This is a genomic window from Micromonospora sp. NPDC005254, assembly GCF_042872525.1.
In the GTDB taxonomy this organism is placed as follows: domain Bacteria; phylum Actinomycetota; class Actinomycetes; order Mycobacteriales; family Micromonosporaceae; genus Micromonospora.
Map to the genome: position 1 here is coordinate 153,356 of NZ_JBIAKM010000010.1, position 17,884 is coordinate 171,239.

At 74.4% G+C, this 17,884-nt stretch carries 20 protein-coding genes; 9 read left to right on the top strand and 11 right to left on the bottom strand.

What is annotated here, in order from left to right; genetic code table 11:
* Positions 1–125 precede the first annotated feature (125 nt).
* From ACFYPR_RS27715 to ACFYPR_RS27735, 5 genes are all read right to left on the bottom strand, one after another.
* Complete coding sequence (locus ACFYPR_RS27715; protein WP_387263278.1) at positions 126–1,355, bottom strand: glycosyltransferase; 1,230 nt, start codon at positions 1,353–1,355, stop codon at positions 126–128.
* Positions 1,352–3,616: an ArnT family glycosyltransferase gene (locus tag ACFYPR_RS27720; protein ID WP_387263281.1), complete on the bottom strand. Its 2,265-nt coding sequence runs from the start codon at positions 3,614–3,616 to the stop codon at positions 1,352–1,354. Before ACFYPR_RS27720 ends, ACFYPR_RS27715 begins: the two co-directional genes overlap by 4 nt.
* A 44-nt stretch (positions 3,617–3,660) precedes the next feature.
* Positions 3,661–5,127, bottom strand: a complete 1,467-nt coding sequence (locus ACFYPR_RS27725) for a HAMP domain-containing sensor histidine kinase (protein WP_355069019.1) — start codon at positions 5,125–5,127, stop codon at positions 3,661–3,663.
* Between the two features lie 43 nt (positions 5,128–5,170).
* On the bottom strand, positions 5,171–5,917 hold the full coding sequence (locus ACFYPR_RS27730) for a response regulator transcription factor (RefSeq protein ID WP_234588622.1): 747 nt from the start codon (positions 5,915–5,917) through the stop codon (positions 5,171–5,173).
* A 101-nt stretch (positions 5,918–6,018) separates the two neighbouring features.
* A complete protein-coding gene (locus ACFYPR_RS27735; protein ID WP_363940219.1) occupies positions 6,019–6,249 on the bottom strand; it encodes a hypothetical protein in 231 nt (76 codons plus the stop codon).
* 199 nt (positions 6,250–6,448) lie between these two features.
* Here ACFYPR_RS27735 and ACFYPR_RS27740 point away from each other — a divergent pair, with 199 nt between their 5' ends.
* From ACFYPR_RS27740 to ACFYPR_RS27750, 3 genes are all read left to right on the top strand, one after another.
* Positions 6,449–7,378, top strand: a complete 930-nt coding sequence (locus ACFYPR_RS27740) for a serine/threonine-protein kinase (RefSeq protein ID WP_354861664.1) — start codon at positions 6,449–6,451, stop codon at positions 7,376–7,378.
* A gap of 70 nt (positions 7,379–7,448) precedes the next feature.
* Complete coding sequence (locus ACFYPR_RS27745) at positions 7,449–7,874, top strand: OsmC family protein (protein ID WP_266241740.1); 426 nt, start codon at positions 7,449–7,451, stop codon at positions 7,872–7,874.
* 308 nt (positions 7,875–8,182) lie between these two features.
* The gene (locus tag ACFYPR_RS27750) at positions 8,183–9,034 is read left to right on the top strand and encodes a hypothetical protein (RefSeq protein WP_387263285.1); all 852 of its coding nucleotides are present in this window, start codon (positions 8,183–8,185) and stop codon (positions 9,032–9,034) included.
* Positions 9,035–9,042: 8 nt separating this feature from the next.
* On the opposite strand, the gene ACFYPR_RS27755 is transcribed toward ACFYPR_RS27750, so the two are convergent.
* From ACFYPR_RS27755 to ACFYPR_RS27775, 5 genes are all read right to left on the bottom strand, one after another.
* A complete protein-coding gene (locus ACFYPR_RS27755; RefSeq protein WP_387263288.1) occupies positions 9,043–9,582 on the bottom strand; it encodes an ATPase in 540 nt (179 codons plus the stop codon).
* A gap of 178 nt (positions 9,583–9,760) precedes the next feature.
* Positions 9,761–10,204, bottom strand: coding sequence for a response regulator (locus ACFYPR_RS27760; protein ID WP_354861669.1), 444 nt, complete (start codon positions 10,202–10,204; stop codon positions 9,761–9,763).
* Positions 10,205–10,275: 71 nt separating this feature from the next.
* A complete protein-coding gene (locus tag ACFYPR_RS27765) occupies positions 10,276–10,623 on the bottom strand; it encodes an STAS domain-containing protein (RefSeq protein ID WP_354861671.1) in 348 nt (115 codons plus the stop codon).
* A gap of 107 nt (positions 10,624–10,730) precedes the next feature.
* Positions 10,731–11,777: a B12-binding domain-containing protein gene (locus ACFYPR_RS27770; RefSeq protein ID WP_387263290.1), complete on the bottom strand. Its 1,047-nt coding sequence runs from the start codon at positions 11,775–11,777 to the stop codon at positions 10,731–10,733.
* Complete coding sequence (locus tag ACFYPR_RS27775) at positions 11,774–13,534, bottom strand: PP2C family protein-serine/threonine phosphatase (RefSeq protein WP_387263293.1); 1,761 nt, start codon at positions 13,532–13,534, stop codon at positions 11,774–11,776. Before ACFYPR_RS27775 ends, ACFYPR_RS27770 begins: the two co-directional genes overlap by 4 nt.
* A 279-nt stretch (positions 13,535–13,813) precedes the next feature.
* Here ACFYPR_RS27775 and ACFYPR_RS27780 point away from each other — a divergent pair, with 279 nt between their 5' ends.
* Positions 13,814–14,140, top strand: a complete 327-nt coding sequence (locus ACFYPR_RS27780) for an STAS domain-containing protein (RefSeq protein ID WP_387263296.1) — start codon at positions 13,814–13,816, stop codon at positions 14,138–14,140.
* 58 nt (positions 14,141–14,198) lie between these two features.
* Entirely contained in the window at positions 14,199–14,543 is a 345-nt protein-coding gene (locus tag ACFYPR_RS27785; RefSeq protein ID WP_354861678.1) for an STAS domain-containing protein, read from the top strand.
* A 110-nt stretch (positions 14,544–14,653) separates the two neighbouring features.
* Here ACFYPR_RS27785 and ACFYPR_RS27790 read toward each other — a convergent pair whose 3' ends face one another.
* Positions 14,654–14,968, bottom strand: a complete 315-nt coding sequence (locus tag ACFYPR_RS27790; protein ID WP_354861679.1) for a hypothetical protein — start codon at positions 14,966–14,968, stop codon at positions 14,654–14,656.
* Positions 14,969–15,168: 200 nt separating this feature from the next.
* Between ACFYPR_RS27790 and ACFYPR_RS27795 the strand changes: the two genes are divergently transcribed.
* From ACFYPR_RS27795 to ACFYPR_RS27810, 4 genes are all read left to right on the top strand, one after another.
* Positions 15,169–16,143: a DUF2267 domain-containing protein gene (locus ACFYPR_RS27795; RefSeq protein WP_354861681.1), complete on the top strand. Its 975-nt coding sequence runs from the start codon at positions 15,169–15,171 to the stop codon at positions 16,141–16,143.
* A gap of 130 nt (positions 16,144–16,273) precedes the next feature.
* Positions 16,274–17,056 (top strand): fused MFS/spermidine synthase, encoded by a 783-nt coding sequence (locus ACFYPR_RS27800; protein WP_355069010.1) that lies wholly within the window; start codon positions 16,274–16,276, stop codon positions 17,054–17,056.
* A gap of 252 nt (positions 17,057–17,308) precedes the next feature.
* Entirely contained in the window at positions 17,309–17,437 is a 129-nt protein-coding gene (locus ACFYPR_RS27805; protein WP_355136945.1) for a hypothetical protein, read from the top strand.
* Between the two features lie 152 nt (positions 17,438–17,589).
* Positions 17,590–17,742, top strand: a complete 153-nt coding sequence (locus ACFYPR_RS27810) for a hypothetical protein (protein WP_387263299.1) — start codon at positions 17,590–17,592, stop codon at positions 17,740–17,742.
* Positions 17,743–17,884 lie beyond the last annotated feature (142 nt).

Sequence of the window (17,884 nt, forward strand, 5' to 3'; positions counted from 1 at the left end):
CCCTCGTCGGTACGCTGCGAAGCTGCGCTGGACACCCGAACGCCGACGAGGACCCCGACGGGCGCCACGCGCGACGCGTCGTCGAGGTCCTCGCGGACGTGCTGGGCGGCTGACCGGCGGCTGTCTCAGCCCCGCCGGTGGTGCATGCCGAGGCGCAGCAGCACGAAGCGCAGCACGGTCGCGGCCAGGTTCGCGGCCACCAGGACGGCCAGCTCCACCGGCCGGGCGGGCACGGCGACGAGAGCGTGCAGCACCGCCAGCGCCCCGCTGGTCAGCGCCAGGCCGAGCGCGAACGCCAGCAGCCCCTGCGCGTGGTGGCGACCGGCGTGCCGGCTGCCGGTGATGCCGAACGTCAGCCGCCGGTTCGCGGCCGTGTTCGCCACCGCCGTCACCAGCAGGGCCAGCAGGTTCGCCGGCTGCGCCCCGAGCGCACCCCGGGTGGCCACGAAGAGCACCAGGTACGCCAGGGTGCTGGCCACCCCAACGGCGGCGAACCGGGTCAGCTGCCGGGGCAGCCCGACCGGCACCTGCGCCGGCGGCGCGGCCAGCGGCGCCCGGCCGAGCTGCGCGCGCAGCTCGGCCAGCGGCAGCGCGCCGGTCACCAGCGCCCGACCGAGGCGGCCCATCCCCCGCAGGTCGGCCAGGGCGGTGGCGACGATGTCGACGCGGCTGTCCGGGTCGTCGACCCAGTCCACCGGCACCTCGTGGATGCGCAGCCCGGCCCGTTGGGCGAGCACCAGCAGCTCGGTGTCGAAGAACCAGCCGGTGTCGCGTACGTGCGGGAGCAGCCCGGCGGCCACGTCCGCGCGGATGGCCTTGAACCCGCACTGCGCGTCGGAGAACCGCGCCGCCAGCGCGCCCCGCAGCAGCAGGTTGTAGGCCCGGGAGATCACCTCCCGCTTGGCGCCGCGCACCACCCGGGACGTGCGCGCCAGCCGGGTGCCGATCGCCAGGTCGGAGTGGCCGGAGATGAGCGGCGCGACCAGAGGCAGCAGCGCCGCCAGGTCGGTGGACAGGTCCACGTCCATGTACGCCAGCACCGGCGCGGACGACGCGGACCACGCGGCGGACAGCGCCCGCCCCCGCCCCTTGGCGTCCAGGTGCCGTACGCCGACGCCGGGCAGCTCGGCGGCGAGCGCCTGGGCCACGGCCAGGGTGCCGTCCACGCTGGCGTTGTCGGCGACGGTGATCTGGAACGGGTACGGGAAGTGCTCGCTGAGATGCGCGTGCAACCGACGTACGCACGGCCCGAGGTCGGTCTCCTCGTTGTAGACCGGGATCACCACGTCCAGCACCGCGCCGGCGGTGGTGGACCGGGTCTGGACGGCGGCGCGGGGGCCGCTGAGCGCGGTCACGACGCGTCCGCGCCGGTGCTCAGGTCGTAGACGGTGACTCCGTCCACGGTCTGCGCCGTGAAGGTCTCCGCGACCCAGGTGGAGATCTCCTGCGCGGCGGAGCTGCCACCGTTGGCCCGGAAGCCGCCGCCACCCACGAAATAGTGGATCTTGTGCTCGGCGACGTGACGCTGGAACTGCGCGAGCGTCGGTGACGGGTCGCTGCCGTTGAACCCGCCGATCGGCATCACCGGGTCACCGGTGGCCAACTGGTAGCCGGAGGCGTTGTTGGAACCGATGGTGGCCGCCACCCAGGTGTAGTCGTCGCTGTCGCGCTCCAGCAGCTCGCGCAGCGCGGCGCTGGGCTCGCGGGCGTCGAGCAGACCGCCCATGCCGCCGCCCTCCCGGCCACCACCGGCGCCGGGCAGCTGACCGCCGCCGGGAAAACCGTCCGGGAAGCCCGGCACCTGGGCACCGCCGGGAGCGCCGGGCAGCTGGGCACCGCCGGGAGCACCGGGCAGCTGGGCACCGCCGGGAGCACCGGGCAGCTGACCGCCGCCCGGGAAGCCCGGGAACTGCCCGCCGTTCTGAGCGCCGTTGCGGCCGTCGCCGGGGAACTGCCCGCCGCCGGGGAACGCCATGCCGCCGGGCGGTCGTCCGCCGGGGAAGCCGCCGCGACCGAAACCGCCCGCCACCGCCGGGCCGGCGCTCGGGATCGAGCCGGTGTGCGGGGTCGCGGCGGTCTGCGCCGCGTACGCCGCCGGCCCCGCCAGGGCCGCCGCCGCGCCGACGCCGAGCACCACGGGCACCAGCCAGCGGGGCAGTCGGGCGGCCAGCAGGATCAGGGCCGCGCCGAGCAGGCCGGCGACCAGCACGGCGGTACGCAGCCACGGGTACCAGTCGGGGCTGCGCCCGAGCAGCACCCACGCCCACCAGACGGTGACCGCGAGGGTGGCGGCGAGCGTCACCGTGGCGGCCAGCGGACGCCACCGCTGCCATCGGGACACCACCACCGGTTCGTCAGGCGTGCCGGCGACCGGGGCCGGCCGCGGTCGGCGCTGCCGCCAGAGCACTGTGACGCCGATGCCGACCAGCGCGCCGACGGCCGGTGCGAGCGCCACGGTGTAGTAGGCGTGGAAGATCCCGGACATGAAGCTGAAGATCAGACCGGTGACCAGCAGCCAACCGCCCCACAGCAGCAGGCCGGCCCGGGTGCGGTCGGTACGCGCGGCCCGCCCGGCCACCAGCAGGCCCGCGACCAGCAGGATCAGCGCGGCCGGCAGCAGCCAGGAGATCTGACCGCCGACCTCGCCGTCGAACATCCGCAGCAGGCCGGTCTGCCCGGAGAACGGGCCACCGCCACCGCCCATCCGCCCGGCACCACCGCCGCCGACGCTGCCCACCTCGTCGCCGGTGATCCGGCCGAGGCCGTTGTAGCCGAGGGTCAGCTCCAGGATGCTGTTGCCCTGCGAACCGCCGATGTACGGGCGGGCGCTGGCCGGGACGAGTTCGACGACGGCCACCCACCAACCGGCGGACACCACCACCGCGAGACCGGCCAGCAGCAGTTGCCGCACCCGCCGCCACAGCCCGGTCGGCGCGGCCAGCAGGTAGACGCCGGCGAACACCGGCACCAGCAGGAACGCCTGGAGCATCTTGGTCAGGAAGCCGAAGCCGACCAGCACGCCGGCCAGCACGATCCACCGGGTGCTGGCCGTCTCCAGCGCGCGCACGGTGGCGTACGCGCCGCCGACCAGCAGCAGCACGAGCAGCGCGTCCGGGTTGTTGAAGCGGAACATGAGCGTCGCCACCGGGGTGAGGGCGAGGACCGCACCGGCGATCAGGCCGGCGACCGGCCCGTACCAGCGCTTGACGCTCGCGTACAGCACGCCGACGGAGGCGACCCCGCAGAGCGCCTGCGGAACGAGCATCGCCCAGCTGTTGAGCCCGAAGACGCGCACCGACAGGGCCATCAGCCACAGCGAGGCGGGCGTCTTGTCCACGGTGATCGAGTTGGCCGCGTCCGACGAGCCGTAGAAGAACGCCTTCCCGCTCACCGAGCCGGCCTGCACGGCGGCCGCGTAGAACGAGTTGGCCCAGCCGGAGGCGGCCAGGCCCCAGAGGTACAGCAGGCCGGTGCCCAGGAGCAGGACCACCAGCGCGGGCCGGGTCCAGGTCGGCGCGCGGCCCGCCGGCGGCGAGTGTTCCTCGGGGCGCGTGGTCGTGCGCGGCGGCCCCTCCGGTTCGGCGGGCGTCGTCGGCAGGGTGTCTGTTCTGTCCATGCGGCCAGCCTCGGCGGCCGGACTGGCGGGACCCCGTGCGCCGACTATGTGTCAGCTGTGGGATTCGGCAGGCGGACGACGAACACGGTCCGCCCCGGCCGGCTGTCGACGGTGACCGTGCCGTGGTGGGCCTCCACCACGGCCGCCACGATCGCCAGGCCGAGGCCGGTGCTGCCGTGCGCCCGCGACCGGGAGCTGTCGCCCCGGGCGAACCGCTCGAACATCTCCGGTCGCAGCTCCGCCGGCACCCCCGGCCCGTCGTCGGCGACGGTGAGCACGGCGGTGTCCGCCTCGACGGCCAGCGTGGTGGTGACCGTCGTTCCCGGCGGGGTGTGCACGCGGGCGTTGGCCAGCAGGTTCGCCACCACCTGGTGCAGGCGGGCGGCGTCGCCGGGCACCCGGATGACCACCTCGGGCAGGTCGAGCTGCCAGCGGTGCTCGGGGCCGGCCACGTGCGCGTCGCTGACCGCGTCCACCACGAGGGCGGACAGGTCGACCGGGTCCACGGCGAGCGGCCGGCCGGTGTCGAGCCGGGCCAGCAGCAGCAGGTCGTCGACGAGACTGGTCATCCGGGTGCTCTCCGACTCGACGCGGCGCAGCGCGTGCGCCACGTCGGCGGGCACCTCGTCACGGCCGCGCCGGGCCACCTCGGCGTACCCCCGGATCGCCGCGAGGGGGGTGCGCAGCTCGTGGCTGGCGTCGGCGACGAACTGGCGTACGCGGGTCTCGCTGGCCTGCCGCGCGGACAGCGCGTCGGCGACGTGGCCGAGCATCCGGTTGAGCGCCGCGCCGACCTGGCCGACCTCGGTCCGCGGGTCGGTGTCCCCGGCCGGCACCCGGACGGCGAGCGCGACCTCGCCCCGGTCCAGCGGCAGCTCGGTGACCCGGGTGGCGGTGGCGGCCACCCGGTTCAGCGGTCGCAGCGTGGCGCGCACGATCAGCGCGCCGGCTGCACCGGCGAGGAGCAGCCCGACGGCGGCCACCCCAGCCTGCGCGGCGACCAGCGCCCAGACGGTGTCCTGTACGCCGCTGAGCGGGATCGCCACGGCCAGCACGTCCCCGCTGGGTAGCTGCCGCGCCACCGCCCGGACGTCGCCCTCGCCGAGGGTGACGGTGCGCGGCCGACCGTCGGTGGGCAGGGCGACCAGCCGCGCGGCGTCCGCGGCGGGGACGTCGGCGAGGCTGCCGCTCTCGGTGCTCCTCGTCGCCGTGGTGACGCCGTCGGCGAGGCGTACGGCCAGCGAGCCCGGCGGAAAGCCACGCGGAGGCTCCGGCGGGGGCGGGCCGACGGCGCCCGGAGGCGTGGCGGGCCACCCGGGGTCGCCGCCCTGGCGGAACCACGGCGGCACGTCGGCGCGCGGCCGGTCCCCCATCGTCAACTGATTGTCGACCTGGCCGACCAGGAAGTGCCGCAGGGCGACCGTGGTGAGTCCGCCGATCGCGACGCTGACCAGGGCGAGCAGTGCCACCAGGGCGAATACCAGCCGGGCCCGCAGCGACCGGCCGGCCAGCCACCGCCGGGCGGTGCGCAGCGGCCGGCGGCGCGGCCGTACGTCAGTCGGCGGGTTTGAGGACATAGCCCGCGCCGCGCAGCGTGTGGATCATCGGCGGCCGGCCGGCGTCGATCTTCTTGCGCAGGTACGAGATGTACAGCTCCACCACGTTGGCCTGGCCGCCGAAGTCGTAGTTCCACACCCGGTCGAGGATCTGCGCCTTGCTGAGCACCCGGCGCGGGTTGCGCATCAGGTAGCGCAGCAGCTCGAACTCGGTCGCGGTCAGCGTGATGAGCTGGCCGGCGCGGCGGACCTCGTGGCTGTCCTCGTCGAGGCTGAGGTCGCCGACGGTCAGCACCGCCTCCTCCTGGGCGGCGACCGCGAAGCCGGAGCGGCGCAGCAGCGCGCGCAGCCGGGCGATCACCTCCTCCAGGCTGAACGGCTTGGTCACGTAGTCGTCGCCGCCCACGGTCAGCCCGGCGATGCGTTCCTCGACCGCGTCGCGGGCGGTCAGGAACAGCACCGGCACGGTGGGGGCGTGCTCGCGCAGCCGGCGCAGCACCTGGAAGCCGTCCAGGTCGGGCAGCATGACGTCGAGCACGACGGCGTCCGGCTGGAACTGCCGCGCGGCGCTCAGTGCCGCCATGCCGTTGCCGGCGCTGCGCACCTGCCAGCCCTCGTAGCGCAGCGCCATCGACAGCAGGTCGGTCAGTGTCGCCTCGTCGTCGACCACCAGCACCCGGACCGGTTCGCCGTCGGGGCGGCGCAACTCGATCCGGCCCGGCACGGTCTGCCCCTGGATGACCATGTCCCCCATCGTGGGCGTGTCCGCTGTGTCGTGCCTCTGCCCCACCTGTGTGGCAGCTGTGCGGCCGGGCCGCCGGACCACCGTTCAGCCCTCGCCCGTGCTCACTCGGACACCCCGTACGCGTCGGTCCGCACGAACCGCATGCTCCACCCGCCCAGGCCGTCCGGCTGGTCGCGTTCGTAGAGGTGGTCGGGACCGGGTTGCGTCGGGCCGGTGCCGTCCGGGTGCCGCATGATCCAACGCGGCGGCGGAGCCCCGTCCGGCCCGGCCGGAACCTCGCGGACCAGGCCGTCCGCGGGACCGCCGACGAAGCGTACGGTGACCTCGCTCATCGCGGCGTCTCCCCGGTGACCGTGCCGGCACGCTCGGTGCGCCCAGCCCTGGCTCGCAAGCTACCGCACCCGCCACCGGCCCGCCCCGGTGTACGCCGGGATCGGCCAAGCCCGATCACCGCACGGTTTGCCCAGCTCGGACCCCGGGTACCGCGTTCGGAGGCACCCGCCGTCGGCGGGCGAGGGCGAGGAGTGGTCGATGCGCACGCTGGATGGGCGGTATCAGCTCGAACAGCGTATCGGCGTGGGCGGGATGTCCGAGGTGTGGCGAGCCCACGACCGGGTGCTGGACCGGCCGGTCGCGGTGAAGCTCATCTCGCCCGGCCCGGAGGATCTGCACGACACGGTGGACCGCATCCGCACGGAGGCCCGCTCCGCGGCGCGGCTCGTGCACCCGAACGTCGCGAGCGTGCACGATTTCGGCACCTCCTCGACGCTGCCCGGCCGTCGGGCGCCCTACATCGTGATGGAGCTGGCCGAGGGCGAGACGCTCGCCGCGCACCTGCGGGCCGGTCCACTGGACTGGCGCATCTCGGTACGGGTCTGCGCCGAGGTCGCCGCCGCGCTGTCCGCCGCCCACGCGAGCGGCATCGTCCACCGCGACGTGAAGCCGGCCAACGTCATGCTCACCCCGGTCGGGGTGAAGGTCCTCGACTTCGGCATCGCCACCCCGTCCGGGGTCGCGGACCCGATACCGGACGGCATGGTGTTCGGCACCCCGGCGTACCTGGCGCCCGAGCAGCTCGACGGCACACCGGCCACCCCGGCGGCCGACATGTACGCCCTCGGCGTGCTGCTCTACTACTGCCTGACCAGTCGGTTGCCCTACCGGGCGAGCAACGCGGCCGAGCTGCTGACCGAGCGTCGGACCCAACCTCCGGAGCCGCTGCCCGAGATCGACGGGCTGCCGCCGGAGGTGTCCGAGCTGTGCCGCTCCTGCCTGGCCGACGACCCGGCGCAGCGTCCGACAAGCCTGGTCGCCGCGCTGCTGCTGGCCGAGGCCGTGGACGCCCGGGTGTACGTGCCGATGATGATCCCCACGCCACGCCGACCTGCGGCGACGTCGCCGTGGAACGAGCGGGCCGCCGCGGAGGCCACCGAGGCCCTGTCGATGGTCGACGGGCCCTGAACCCGGGGTGGCCCCGCGTTTCGCCCGCTCGCGGCCGGGTAGCCGGGCGGGGAGCGACGGGAGGAACGCGATGCCGAGCCCCAGTTCCTGGCTGCACGAGGCCACCGCGACGGCCGAGGGCGGCCACGTACGCACCGACGACGGTGGGCTCTCCACGCCGCTGGCGTCGCCGCTGGCGGCGCACTGCACCGGCCTGAGACCGGAGCAGTTGTTGGCCGCGGCCTTCGCGTCCTGCCTGCACCACGCGGCGGTGGAGGCGGCCGGGGAGATCACGAACGAGGCGCACACGGTCCAGGTACGCGCCGAGGCGAAGCTGGGCCGCGACGACGACGGCCGGTACCGGGCCGACGTGCACGCCTCGATCTCCTCCGCCGGCCTGAGCCGCGCCCAGCTGGCCGATCTGGTCGAGTACGCCGACCGGCTCTGGCCGTTCTCCAGCGGCGACAACACGCGGCACCGACTGACCGTGACCCCGGCGGAGAACGGCCGGCACTGATCCCGGGCCGGTTCGCGGCTTTTCGGATGCCGCCTCCGCCGGACGACCACCGTGGGCCCCCACCGTTCGGTGGAGCGGGCACCCTCCGAAGGGAGGAGCGCCGGGGAGCGGCCGAAGGCGGCGCCGGAGACCGCAGCGACGACCGGGTTAGCCGGTCCAATCGGGAATACCCGGCTTGCCTGATCGGCGAGGTTTCATGGGTTCGACCGGCCTTCCGCCCGATATGACAGCCATGATCCGGGCAAATTGTGGCGCATGCCACCGTACGGGCCGATGGCAGCGGGCGGTCGACTATCTAGCCTCGGCGGGTGCATCCCGTCGACCCCGCCGCCCAGAAGCTGACCGACGCGCTCCCGACCACCCGTTCGGGCGACGCCGCATCAACCGAACGGACGATCGGCCGTCACCGGGTCCCCGACCCGCCGCGCCGCGCCCGGCTGGGCTCCACCCCCATCCGGGTCGCCCTGGCCACCGGCGTCACCTGCTGCCTCGGCCTGGGCGCGTTCGCCGCCGCCCGTGGCGCCGAGGACGCGCCGCAGCCCGTACGACCGATGGCCGACGCGCTGGCCGACCGCGCCGCCATCGCGGACGAGCGCGCCTCCCGGTCGCTGGACCGCGACGCCGCCCCCGCCCGGGTCCTGCCCACGACCCCCACGGCGTCGCCGACCGCCACCCCCACCCCCGCCCGCAAGGCGCCCAAGAAGCCGGTCAAGCCCCCCCGGCCGCGCCCGGTCGCCGGGCTCGACCAGACCCAGATGGACAACGCCAAGATCATCGTGGACGTCGGCCTGGAGCTGAAGATGCCGCGCCGCGCCCTGGTGGTGGCGCTGGCCACCGCGATGCAGGAGAGCAACCTCTACAACCTGGCCAGCGACGTGCTGCCGGAGTCGACGCAGTACCCGCACCAGGGCAGCGGCGCCGACCACGACTCGGTCGGACTGTTCCAGCAGCGGCCCAGCAGCGGCTGGGGCACGGTGGCCGAGCTGATGCGCCCGTCGTACGCCGCCCGGGCCTTCTACACGGCGCTGGCCGAGATCCCCGGCTGGGAGGACATGAGCGTCACCGCCGCCGCCCAGGCCGTGCAGATCTCCGCCTTCCCCGACGCGTACGCCCAGCACGAGGAGCGCGCCAGCACCGTGGCGGCGGCGCTCACCTTCTGAGCCTGCGCTCAGCGGGCCGTACGCCCGCTGGGCGGCTGGGCGCCCGCGTCCCGGCCGCCGGCCGCCACCCGGGTCGCCGGTACACCCGTTCCGGCCGCGGCCGCGGCCGTGGGCGTGTCGGCCGGCACCGGCTCGACGGTCACGCCGGTGAGGATCTCGTCGACCAGCGCCGCCCGGCGTCGCCGCGCGTGCAACGCCTCCTCGAAGTCCCGCCGGGCCTGCACGGCGTCCGCGTACGCCTGCTCGCGGACGCGACGGGCCTCCTCGCGGGCCTCGTCCAGCTCGTTGCGGGCCTGCGCCAGGATCTCGGCCGCCTCCCGCCGCACCGCGTCGCCGGCCTGCCGGGTCGTCCCGGCGTCGCCCAGGTCGAGCCGCTGGAGAAGCCCGCTGAGCCAGGTCGCCTCCTGGCGGATCTCGTCCCACTCGCGGGTCGCCCCGGCGGCGCCTTCCGCCCGCGCCGCGAGTCGGGACAACCGGATCCCCAGCTCATCCAGGCAGGAATCCACCTGCCTCTGGTCGTAGCCGGTCTTCACGACGGAGAACCTCATACTGTCGCCCCCAGGCAGCCGCTGTTACTTCCCCATCTGGATCCTCGGACGCGGCGACAGCGACCGAGGCGGTTCGGGAAAATTGTTCAGCATGCGCGCGCGTCCGGCGGGCGCGGCGCGGCGACGGGCCACGTCGGGCCGGCGGCGGGGACAATGCCGACCGACCGCGCCGCGCGGATCAGGGGCGCTTGGGCAGCACGACCACGCGGCCGAAGAACTCGTCGATGCGGCGCACCACGTCGTTGAAGTCGTCGAGGTCGATCGGCTTGGTGACGTACGCGTTGGCCTGCAACGTGTAGCTGCCGACGATGTCAGTGTCGGCGTTCGAGGTGGTCAGCACCACGATCGGGATCGTCCGCAGATCCTCGTCCTGCTTGACCGCGCCGAGCACCTGACGCCCGTCCATCCGCGGCATGTTCAGGTCCAGCAGGATGACGTCCGGTCGGCGAGCCTGCACGTGCCGGCCCTCGGCGCGCAGGAACTCCATCGCCTCCTCGCCGTCGCTGACCACGTCAATGATCTTCTCGACGTCGGAGTCGGCCAACGCCTCCTCGATCATCAGCACGTCGCCCGGATCGTCGTCGACCACCAGGATGCGTACCGGCTGCGGGCTGTCGCCCATCACTACCTGCCTCGGGTCGGCGGAGAAAGGAGACCGGAACGGTCACCGTGCTGGCGGGGAAATCTAGCCCATCAGGAGGCGCTCTTGGACGTCGGGTCCGCCGTGTCCGGAAGGTATCGCAGCACGTCGGCCAGACCGGTGACCCGCAACACACGCTCGACGCGCCCGGTGGCGCCCGTGATCCGCAACCAGCCCCCGTCGGCGGTGACCTGGTTGTCGCCCCGGACGAACACGGCCATCCCGGTGGAGTCGCAGAAGATCAGGTCGGTGAGGTCAAGCAGCACCCGCCGCTCGCCGGCCGCGGTGAGCTTGTCGATGGCGGCGGCCAGCTCGCCGGCGGTGCTCAGGTCCAGCTCACCGGCGAGCCGCAGGCAGGCCGCACCGCCGTCGCGCTCGGCGTGGCTGACGCTGAACGTCACCGTTCTCCCCCTCGCTCCACCGGTTGGGTGGGACGTTTGCAGTCCGGCAAGTATACGCAGGGGGGTACGACGGTCCGCAGCGCGTGGTGATCGTCCGGGGGTGGTCCTCAGCCCGCGGAACGGGACGCGGAGACCAACCCGGCACGGCTGCGCGCCAGCGCGTGCGACGCGCGGGGAAAGTCGCGCAGCACGGCGGCGTAGTGCGCCAGGGTCAGGGCGACCGCGCTGGCCGGCACACCCCGACTCGTCAGGATCTCCACCAGCCACTTGACGAACTCGGTGAACAGCGAGGCGTCGTCGACGTAGAGCGAGGCGGCCAGCGAGTCCAGGATGTGCCCCAGGTCGCTCACCGTCGAGTCGAGCTGGGCGGCCGTGTACCCGCGGGTCGCCGGCACCCGTTCGCGCAGGTCGGTAAGCGCGCTGTCGATCAGCTCACCCCTGCGGCGGACGAGGCTCGCGTACTCGTCGTCGGCCAGGTGCCCGAGCTGCGCCGCCGGCACCCGCCGCACCGCCCGCTCGTCGGCGATCAACTCCGCCGCCGCCGGCGCGTCCGGCGCCCAGGCCGCGCCGAGCCGGGCCGCCCACCGGCCGTCCGCGCCGAAGCCACGCCCCCCGACCACGACCGGCACGTCCGAACGCCGACACGCCTCGATCATCCGGTGGGCGTGCGGCAGCCGCATCGGCAGCGCGCAGGCCAACGCGACCGCCTGCGCGTCGTGCCGGTGCAGGTACGACACCAGGTGCGCCGCCGGCACGCTGGCGCCCAGGAAGGTCACCTGCCAACCGCGCAGCCGCAGCACCTCGGCCACCAGCCGGGGCGGCAGCGCGTGCCACTCGCCGTCCATGCAGGCCACCACGATCCGCCCGCCGGTCGGACGCGGGTTGGCGTGCGTCGCCACCGCGGCCACCACCCGCTCGCTGATGTGGGTCGCCGCGTGCTCCTGGGCCACGCTCCACTCGTTGCGAGCCCACCGCTCACCCACCTCGGCCTGGGCCGGCGCGACCAGGTCGAGCAGCACCCGCTCCGGCGGTACGCCCGCGTCGAGCAGACCGAGCGCCACGTCGATCGCGGCGTACTCGTCGGCGTCGGCGAGGCAGGCCAGGTAGCCGGGGTACGCGTCGGCCAGGTTCGAGGTCGTGGCGGGGGCGGTCACGCGGGGCTCTCCCTCTGCTCGTCGGCGCTCGCTGACGTGGGCACCGCGTGCAGGTGCCGCGCGCCTCGCCCGCCCGGCCTGACCGCGCGCAACGCCAGCACCGCGATGTCATCGTGGTCGCCGCGCCCCAACCAGTCACAGGTGACCTGCTCGACGCGTTCGGCCAGGGCCGGCGCCGGCATCCGCTGGCAACCGGCCAGGGCCGTGAGCAACCGCTCCGTGCCGAACTGCTCGTCGCCGCGGCGGCCCCCACGGGCCTCGGTCACGCCGTCGCTGTAGAGCAGGCAGGTCTCGCCCGGCGCCAGCCGCACGGTCACCTCACCGACGCGCGGGTCGGGCACCACCCCGATCAGCATGCCGCGCAGCGGCACCGACTCGACCTCGCCCGACGTACGCAGCACCAGCGGCGGCAGGTGCCCGCCCCCGGCCATCGTGAGGGTGACGCCGCCGTCGCGCTGCGGACGGGCCACGCCGAGCACGATGGTGGCGAAGCGGCCCTGGCCGTGCGCCTGGGTCGTCTCCAGCAGCGCGTCGTTGAGCAGTCGCAGCAGCCGCCCGGGGTGCGACTCCACCCGGTGCAGCGCCTGGAGGCACTGGCGGAGCTGGCCGGTGAAGACCGCCGCCTCGACGCCCTTGCCGGAGACGTCGCCGAGGAAGAACACGCAACCGCCGTCGGCGAGCCGGTGCGAACCGTAGAAGTCGCCGCCGATCCGCAGCCCCGCCTGGGCCGGGCGGTACGCGGTGCCCCACTGCACACCGGCGGTCTCGGTCGGCTCGACCGGCAACAGGCTGGCCTGCAGGGTGTCGGCGACCTCGGCCTGGTCGCGGTAGAGCAGAGCGGTGGTCAGCGCCGCGCCGGCCCGGGCCGCGAAGGCACGAATCAACCCGACGTCGTCCTCGTCGTACCACCGGCTGGAGCGGCGGGCGACCAGCAGCACCCCGACGGGGGCGTCCCGGCCGGGCAACGGCACGACCCGGGCAAGGCTGTCGGCACTCGTGAGGCCGGGCAGCCAGCCGGCGTCGACCGCCTGCTCCACCAGCCAGTCGAGAGTGTGCGGCTCGACCCCGGTCAGTCCTTCGGCGATCGCGGCCGGCAGGGCGGGGCCAACGAGCACGCCGCTGTCGATCGTTGGCGTCTCGTCGGCGGCCCGGGAGGCCCGCCACCACCGGGCCCGCCCCACGCGCGGCGCCAGCACCAGCACGGCCACCTCGGCGAGGGTCGGCACGGCGAGGCGGACGACCGCCGCGGCGGCCCGGTCCGGGTGCAGCGGGTTGCCCAGCTTGTCGCCCACCACGGCCAGGAACGCCGAGCGGGCCCGCTCGGCGAGCAGCGCGTCGGCACGGCTGACGCTCTCGGTGACGTCCTCCACGTACCAGCAGCATCGACCGGCGGAGAGGGGCACCTGGCGGGCGGTGAGCCGACGACCGAGGTGGGTGAAGCCTCCGGGGCTCCCCTCGCCCAGACCCGGAACGCCGGACGCGGCCAGCGAAACACCGGGGACCACCTCGGGCAGCAACCGCTCGGCCACCGGGCTGACGTGTCGGACGACGCCGTCGGCGTCGCAGACCACAAGGCCCTCGCGGAAGTGCTCGACGACCTCGGACCAGTCGGGCGCGGCCCGATCACGGTCGGGGGCCAGCGGCGGCAGCGCGGTGCTCGGCCAGGACGGCGCGTCGGCGGACCACGCCGTGGTCCGTGTGGTGCTCGGCGTGGAGATCCGTCCGTCGTCGGTGTCCCTGACGTCGGAAGCAGTCACCAGCTGAGCCTCACTCCTTGTCGTCCACCCGAACCCGCACCGGAACCGGCCTCTGTGGTCGAATCTCTCCGGCCACCCTACGCCGGTCGGCCGCGACCGGCATCCCACGGCAGGTCGCGGGCCCTCGGTCGCGTACCGGGCGGACCCGCCCGACGGTTGTTACGATCCCTTCGCACCGGCTGGAACCGCCGTGTGCGGAAAGGCGTGATCGTGCCATCGGACGGGCGGGGCCCCGAAGCGAACCAGCTGAGCATGTCCGTCGATCGGTCCGATCCCGACATGCCCCTGATCCGCGTGGGCGGCGACCTGGCGTACCTGACCGCGGCGCCGCTGCGCGCCGAGGTCGACCGGGTCCTCGCCGAGGCGCCGCGCGGCATCGTGCTGGATTTCGCCGACCTGGTCTTCATCGACAACAGCGGTCTCGGCGTGATCGTGCACGCGTGGCGGGAGGGCCAGGAGGTCGGAACGACGCTGCGACTGCGGGCGGTCCCCCGCTTCCTGGCGACGATCCTGGACATCACCGGGGTGGCGGCGCTGCTCGACCGGCCGCTGCCGGCGACCAGTACGGTCGGCCCCGGCTCGCAGCAGTCCGCCGCCAGCGCGTGACCCGGCGGCTCGCGGCCCTGCGGTTTGCGTTCCGCCGCTGGACTGGGAAAATGGTGGAATGTCCCACCAGCTGTTGACCATCGAGGTGACCCGGCTCGCAGCCGGTCACGTCCGGCTGCGGCTGACCGGCGAGCTGGACTACGACACCGCTCCGGAGTTGGTCGCCGCCGCGGCTGAGCTGCACGGCGAGCAGCACGTGACGATCGACCTGGCCGGGGTCGGCCTCTGCGACTCGTCGGGCCTCAGCGCCCTGCTGGTGGTGCGCCGGGGCGTCGGGGCGATCCGGCTGACCGGGGTCAGCGCCCGACTCCAGCAGATGCTGGACCGCACCGGGCTCACCGAGCTGCTGGCCGTGGAGAACACCGTCGCCGTCGACGGCGCCAATCTGCGCGCCCTGGGCTGACGGCCGCACCCACCCACCGCCGGGTCGCCATCCCTGAAACGGGTCACCATCCCCGAGAAAGGGGGGTGGCCCCCGACCCTGGGACCTGGGGTCGGGGGCCGGAGAAATGTCTAGGGCGCGGTCATCGGCTGGAGCCGGGGGCCGGCGTCGCGCAGTTCGATGGCCGACGGAGGTTCGATGTCGTCGGGTTCCCCCGAGTCGGGCGTCTGGTACAGGTAGCGGACAAACTCCCCATCGGCCTCGTTGTCGTCCGCACCCGGCCACTGGCCGATGCAGTCCATCCCGACCACTTCCCGGCCGGTTCCGTCGGCCTCCTCCAGCAACGCCCACAGGCTCACCGGGTAGCACCGGGTGGCGTCGGGCGCGAGTTGCCACCGGGCGTACCAGCCAGGTCGAGCGGGAACGATCTCGACGATCCGTTTCATGACGACCTTCCTTCCGCGTACCTCGGAAGAACTGTGGTCCTGCCCCGATCCTGCCGGCCGCACGGGTGAGCACCCCTCACCCCGGCCGGATGAAGCCTCATCGACGCTCAGCCCTACCCGGCCGGCGGCGTCCGTTTCGGCTCCGGGGCGGCGGGAACGCGACGGGCGCAGGATCGATCCCCAGCGGAAGGGGCGTCACCATGCGCAAGCAGATGGAGGGCGACAACCAGCGCCGCCGGGCGCTGGCCCGGCAGGCCCGCGAACAGGGCAGCCAGCCCAGTCAGTTCGGCGCCAGCCTGAGCGCCTCCAAGCAGCTCACCAGCCTGGACCAGGGCAAGCGGACCGGCCCAGCGCCGGCCGGACGGCACAAGCCGGACACCACGCGTGGTGGACCGGCCCCGCCGTCGAGGGGCACCGCGGACAATCCGCGCCCGCAGCCGCCACCCGGCGGCGCGGCCGGGGTGAACAGCGTCGGCTACCACGACCTGGTCGACGACGTCCGACGCCGCTCCGGCGTCGACTTCTCGACGGCCAAGGTGGGCGCCGAGGCGACGGTGCTGGTGCTGGCCTTCGCGCTGGACGCGGCGGAGCGGCAACGGCTGCTCGCCGCCGTGCCGAACTCGCTGCACGACGTCCTGCCCGTGGACGGCATCAAGCGGCACCGGGACCTGCCCGGCTTCCTGGCCGAGGTGGGCCGGATCAGCGGAAATTCGCCGGAGCAGGCCCGCTACCAGGCCGAGGCGACGCTCGCCGCGCTCGCCGACCAGGACGGCGACCTGGTCGAGTCCCTGCACGTCCCCGACGGCCTGCGGGAGCTGCTGAACCCGCCAGCGGCCGGCGGCGGCATCGTGGGCGCCTCCACCACCACACCCACGCTGGACGAGGCCCAGCTCCGGGCGGCGCTGGACGACCTGCCGTACTGGGCCGGTGACAGTACCGGCCTGTACCGCGTGATCGCGCTGCCGCCGGACAACCTGGACCGGGTGCTCGCCCGGCTGGACCGGCTGCGCGAGGAGACCGGGCGTGGCCCGAGCATCGGGCGACCGGGCGGCACGGCCGCCGTGCTGACCGTGCGCACCAACCAGGCCGACGGGGTGACCGCGCTCGACGTGGACCTCGCCCACTCGATCGACGACGCCATCGACGAGGTGGGCGCCGGGATGGCCAGCGGCTGACCGCCGCAGACGGCGCACGCGGGCCGGCGCACGCGGGTACCTCCCGCGCCGCCGGCCCGTCGGGCGCGGTATGCGACCCGTCCGCCCACCGGCGGTTCGGGCCCGCGAGCCGCTCGGTTAGCGTGCCGTCATGAAGCGTGCCGCCGACCGGTTGGAGCTGGTCGCCGATCCGGTCCGCCGAACCGGACGGACGCTGCTCTCCGCCGGCGTCGAGCAGTCGTACGTGGATGTCGAGGATCCCCGGCACCTGCACTTCGAGTACGTCCGGCGGATCGCCTCGGCGGTGGAGCTGGCCGCCCCGGCGGGCGTACCGCTGAGCGTGCTCCACCTCGGCGGCGGTGCGTTGACGCTGCCGCGCTGGCTCGCCGCGACCCGGCCGGGTTCCGCGCAGCGGGTCGTCGAGCGGGACCCGGCTGTGGTCGAGCTGGTCGCCCGGGAACTGCCGCCGCTGCCGCCCGAGGTGCGGGTCGAGGTCGCCGACGCCCGGGACGCGGTCACGGCCGCCGCGTCCGACGCGTACGACCTGGTGATCGCCGACATCTACCGGGCGGCCCGAATGCCCCGCCACGTACGCAGCGTGGAGTTCGCGGCCGAGGTGGCCCGTGTCCTGCGCCCCGGCGGGCTCTATCTGGTCAACGTCACGGACCTGCCGCCACTGGTCGGCACCCGGGTGCAGGTGGCGACGCTGCGGGCGGTCTTCGGCGACGTCTGCGTGTTCGGGGACCGCCGGATGCTGCGCGCCCGGCGTTACGGCAACCTGGTGCTCGCCGCGACGCACCGCCCCGGCGGTCTGCCGGTCGGCCGGCTCGCGGCGGCGGCGCTGCGCGACCCGATCCCCGGCGGGCTGCTGCACGCCGCCGCGCTCGACACGTTCGTCGCCGGCGCCCACCCGTTCACCGACGCCGACGCCTAGGCCGTGTCTTCAGAGGTTTACAACGATCGGAGTAGCGCGGCGATTGTGACGGTGGCCTGGAACGAGGTCGCGGTCTTGTCGTAGCGGCGGGGCCGCCGGCGGATGCGGGCCTGGCAGACCGATCCGTCCGCGCCGCCCGTGGTGTTGCTGCGCTCCCCGGCGGAGCTGGACCTCTGGCTGAGCGGGCTGCCCCGTCAGTGAGGACGGGCGGATCCTCGCCTCCTGACGGCCGCCGAACTGAGAGGACCGAGGATGAAGTCGACGGAGACACCGGTACGCGACCAGATCACCGCCTTCCTGCACGGCTACGCGCGGGCCGTCGAGGCCGGCGACAACGGCGCCGTTGCCGCGAGCTACAGCCGAGACGTACATCGAGGGTGACCCGGGCAGGGCGGCGGTCGTCATCAACGACGCCGGGTACCGGGCCGTTCTCGACGAACGCCACACGGCGATGACCGAGCAGTTTGGTCTGACCGTTCTGGACGTTCGCGATCTCGCACCGGGGGTACGTCCTCGTACCGACCGAGTGGACGTTGGACTTCGCGCCGCCGCAGGGCAAGGCCGGCAGCCCGCGGTTCGCACAGACCTACGTGGTGCCCTGCGACGGAGACCGGCCACAGATCCTGCTCTACCTCCCGCACGAGCGCGAGGACGACGTCATGCGGAAGCTGGGGCTCACCGGCTGACCGTCCATGGCGAATACGTCGTGGGGGCCCCCCCCCCGGGGGGGGGGGGGGGCGCCCCGGGGGGGGCCCCGCCGGGGGCCACCCCCCGGCGCCCCCCCCATGGCAACCCCCGGCGCCGCCCCCGGGGGGCGTCAACCGCACC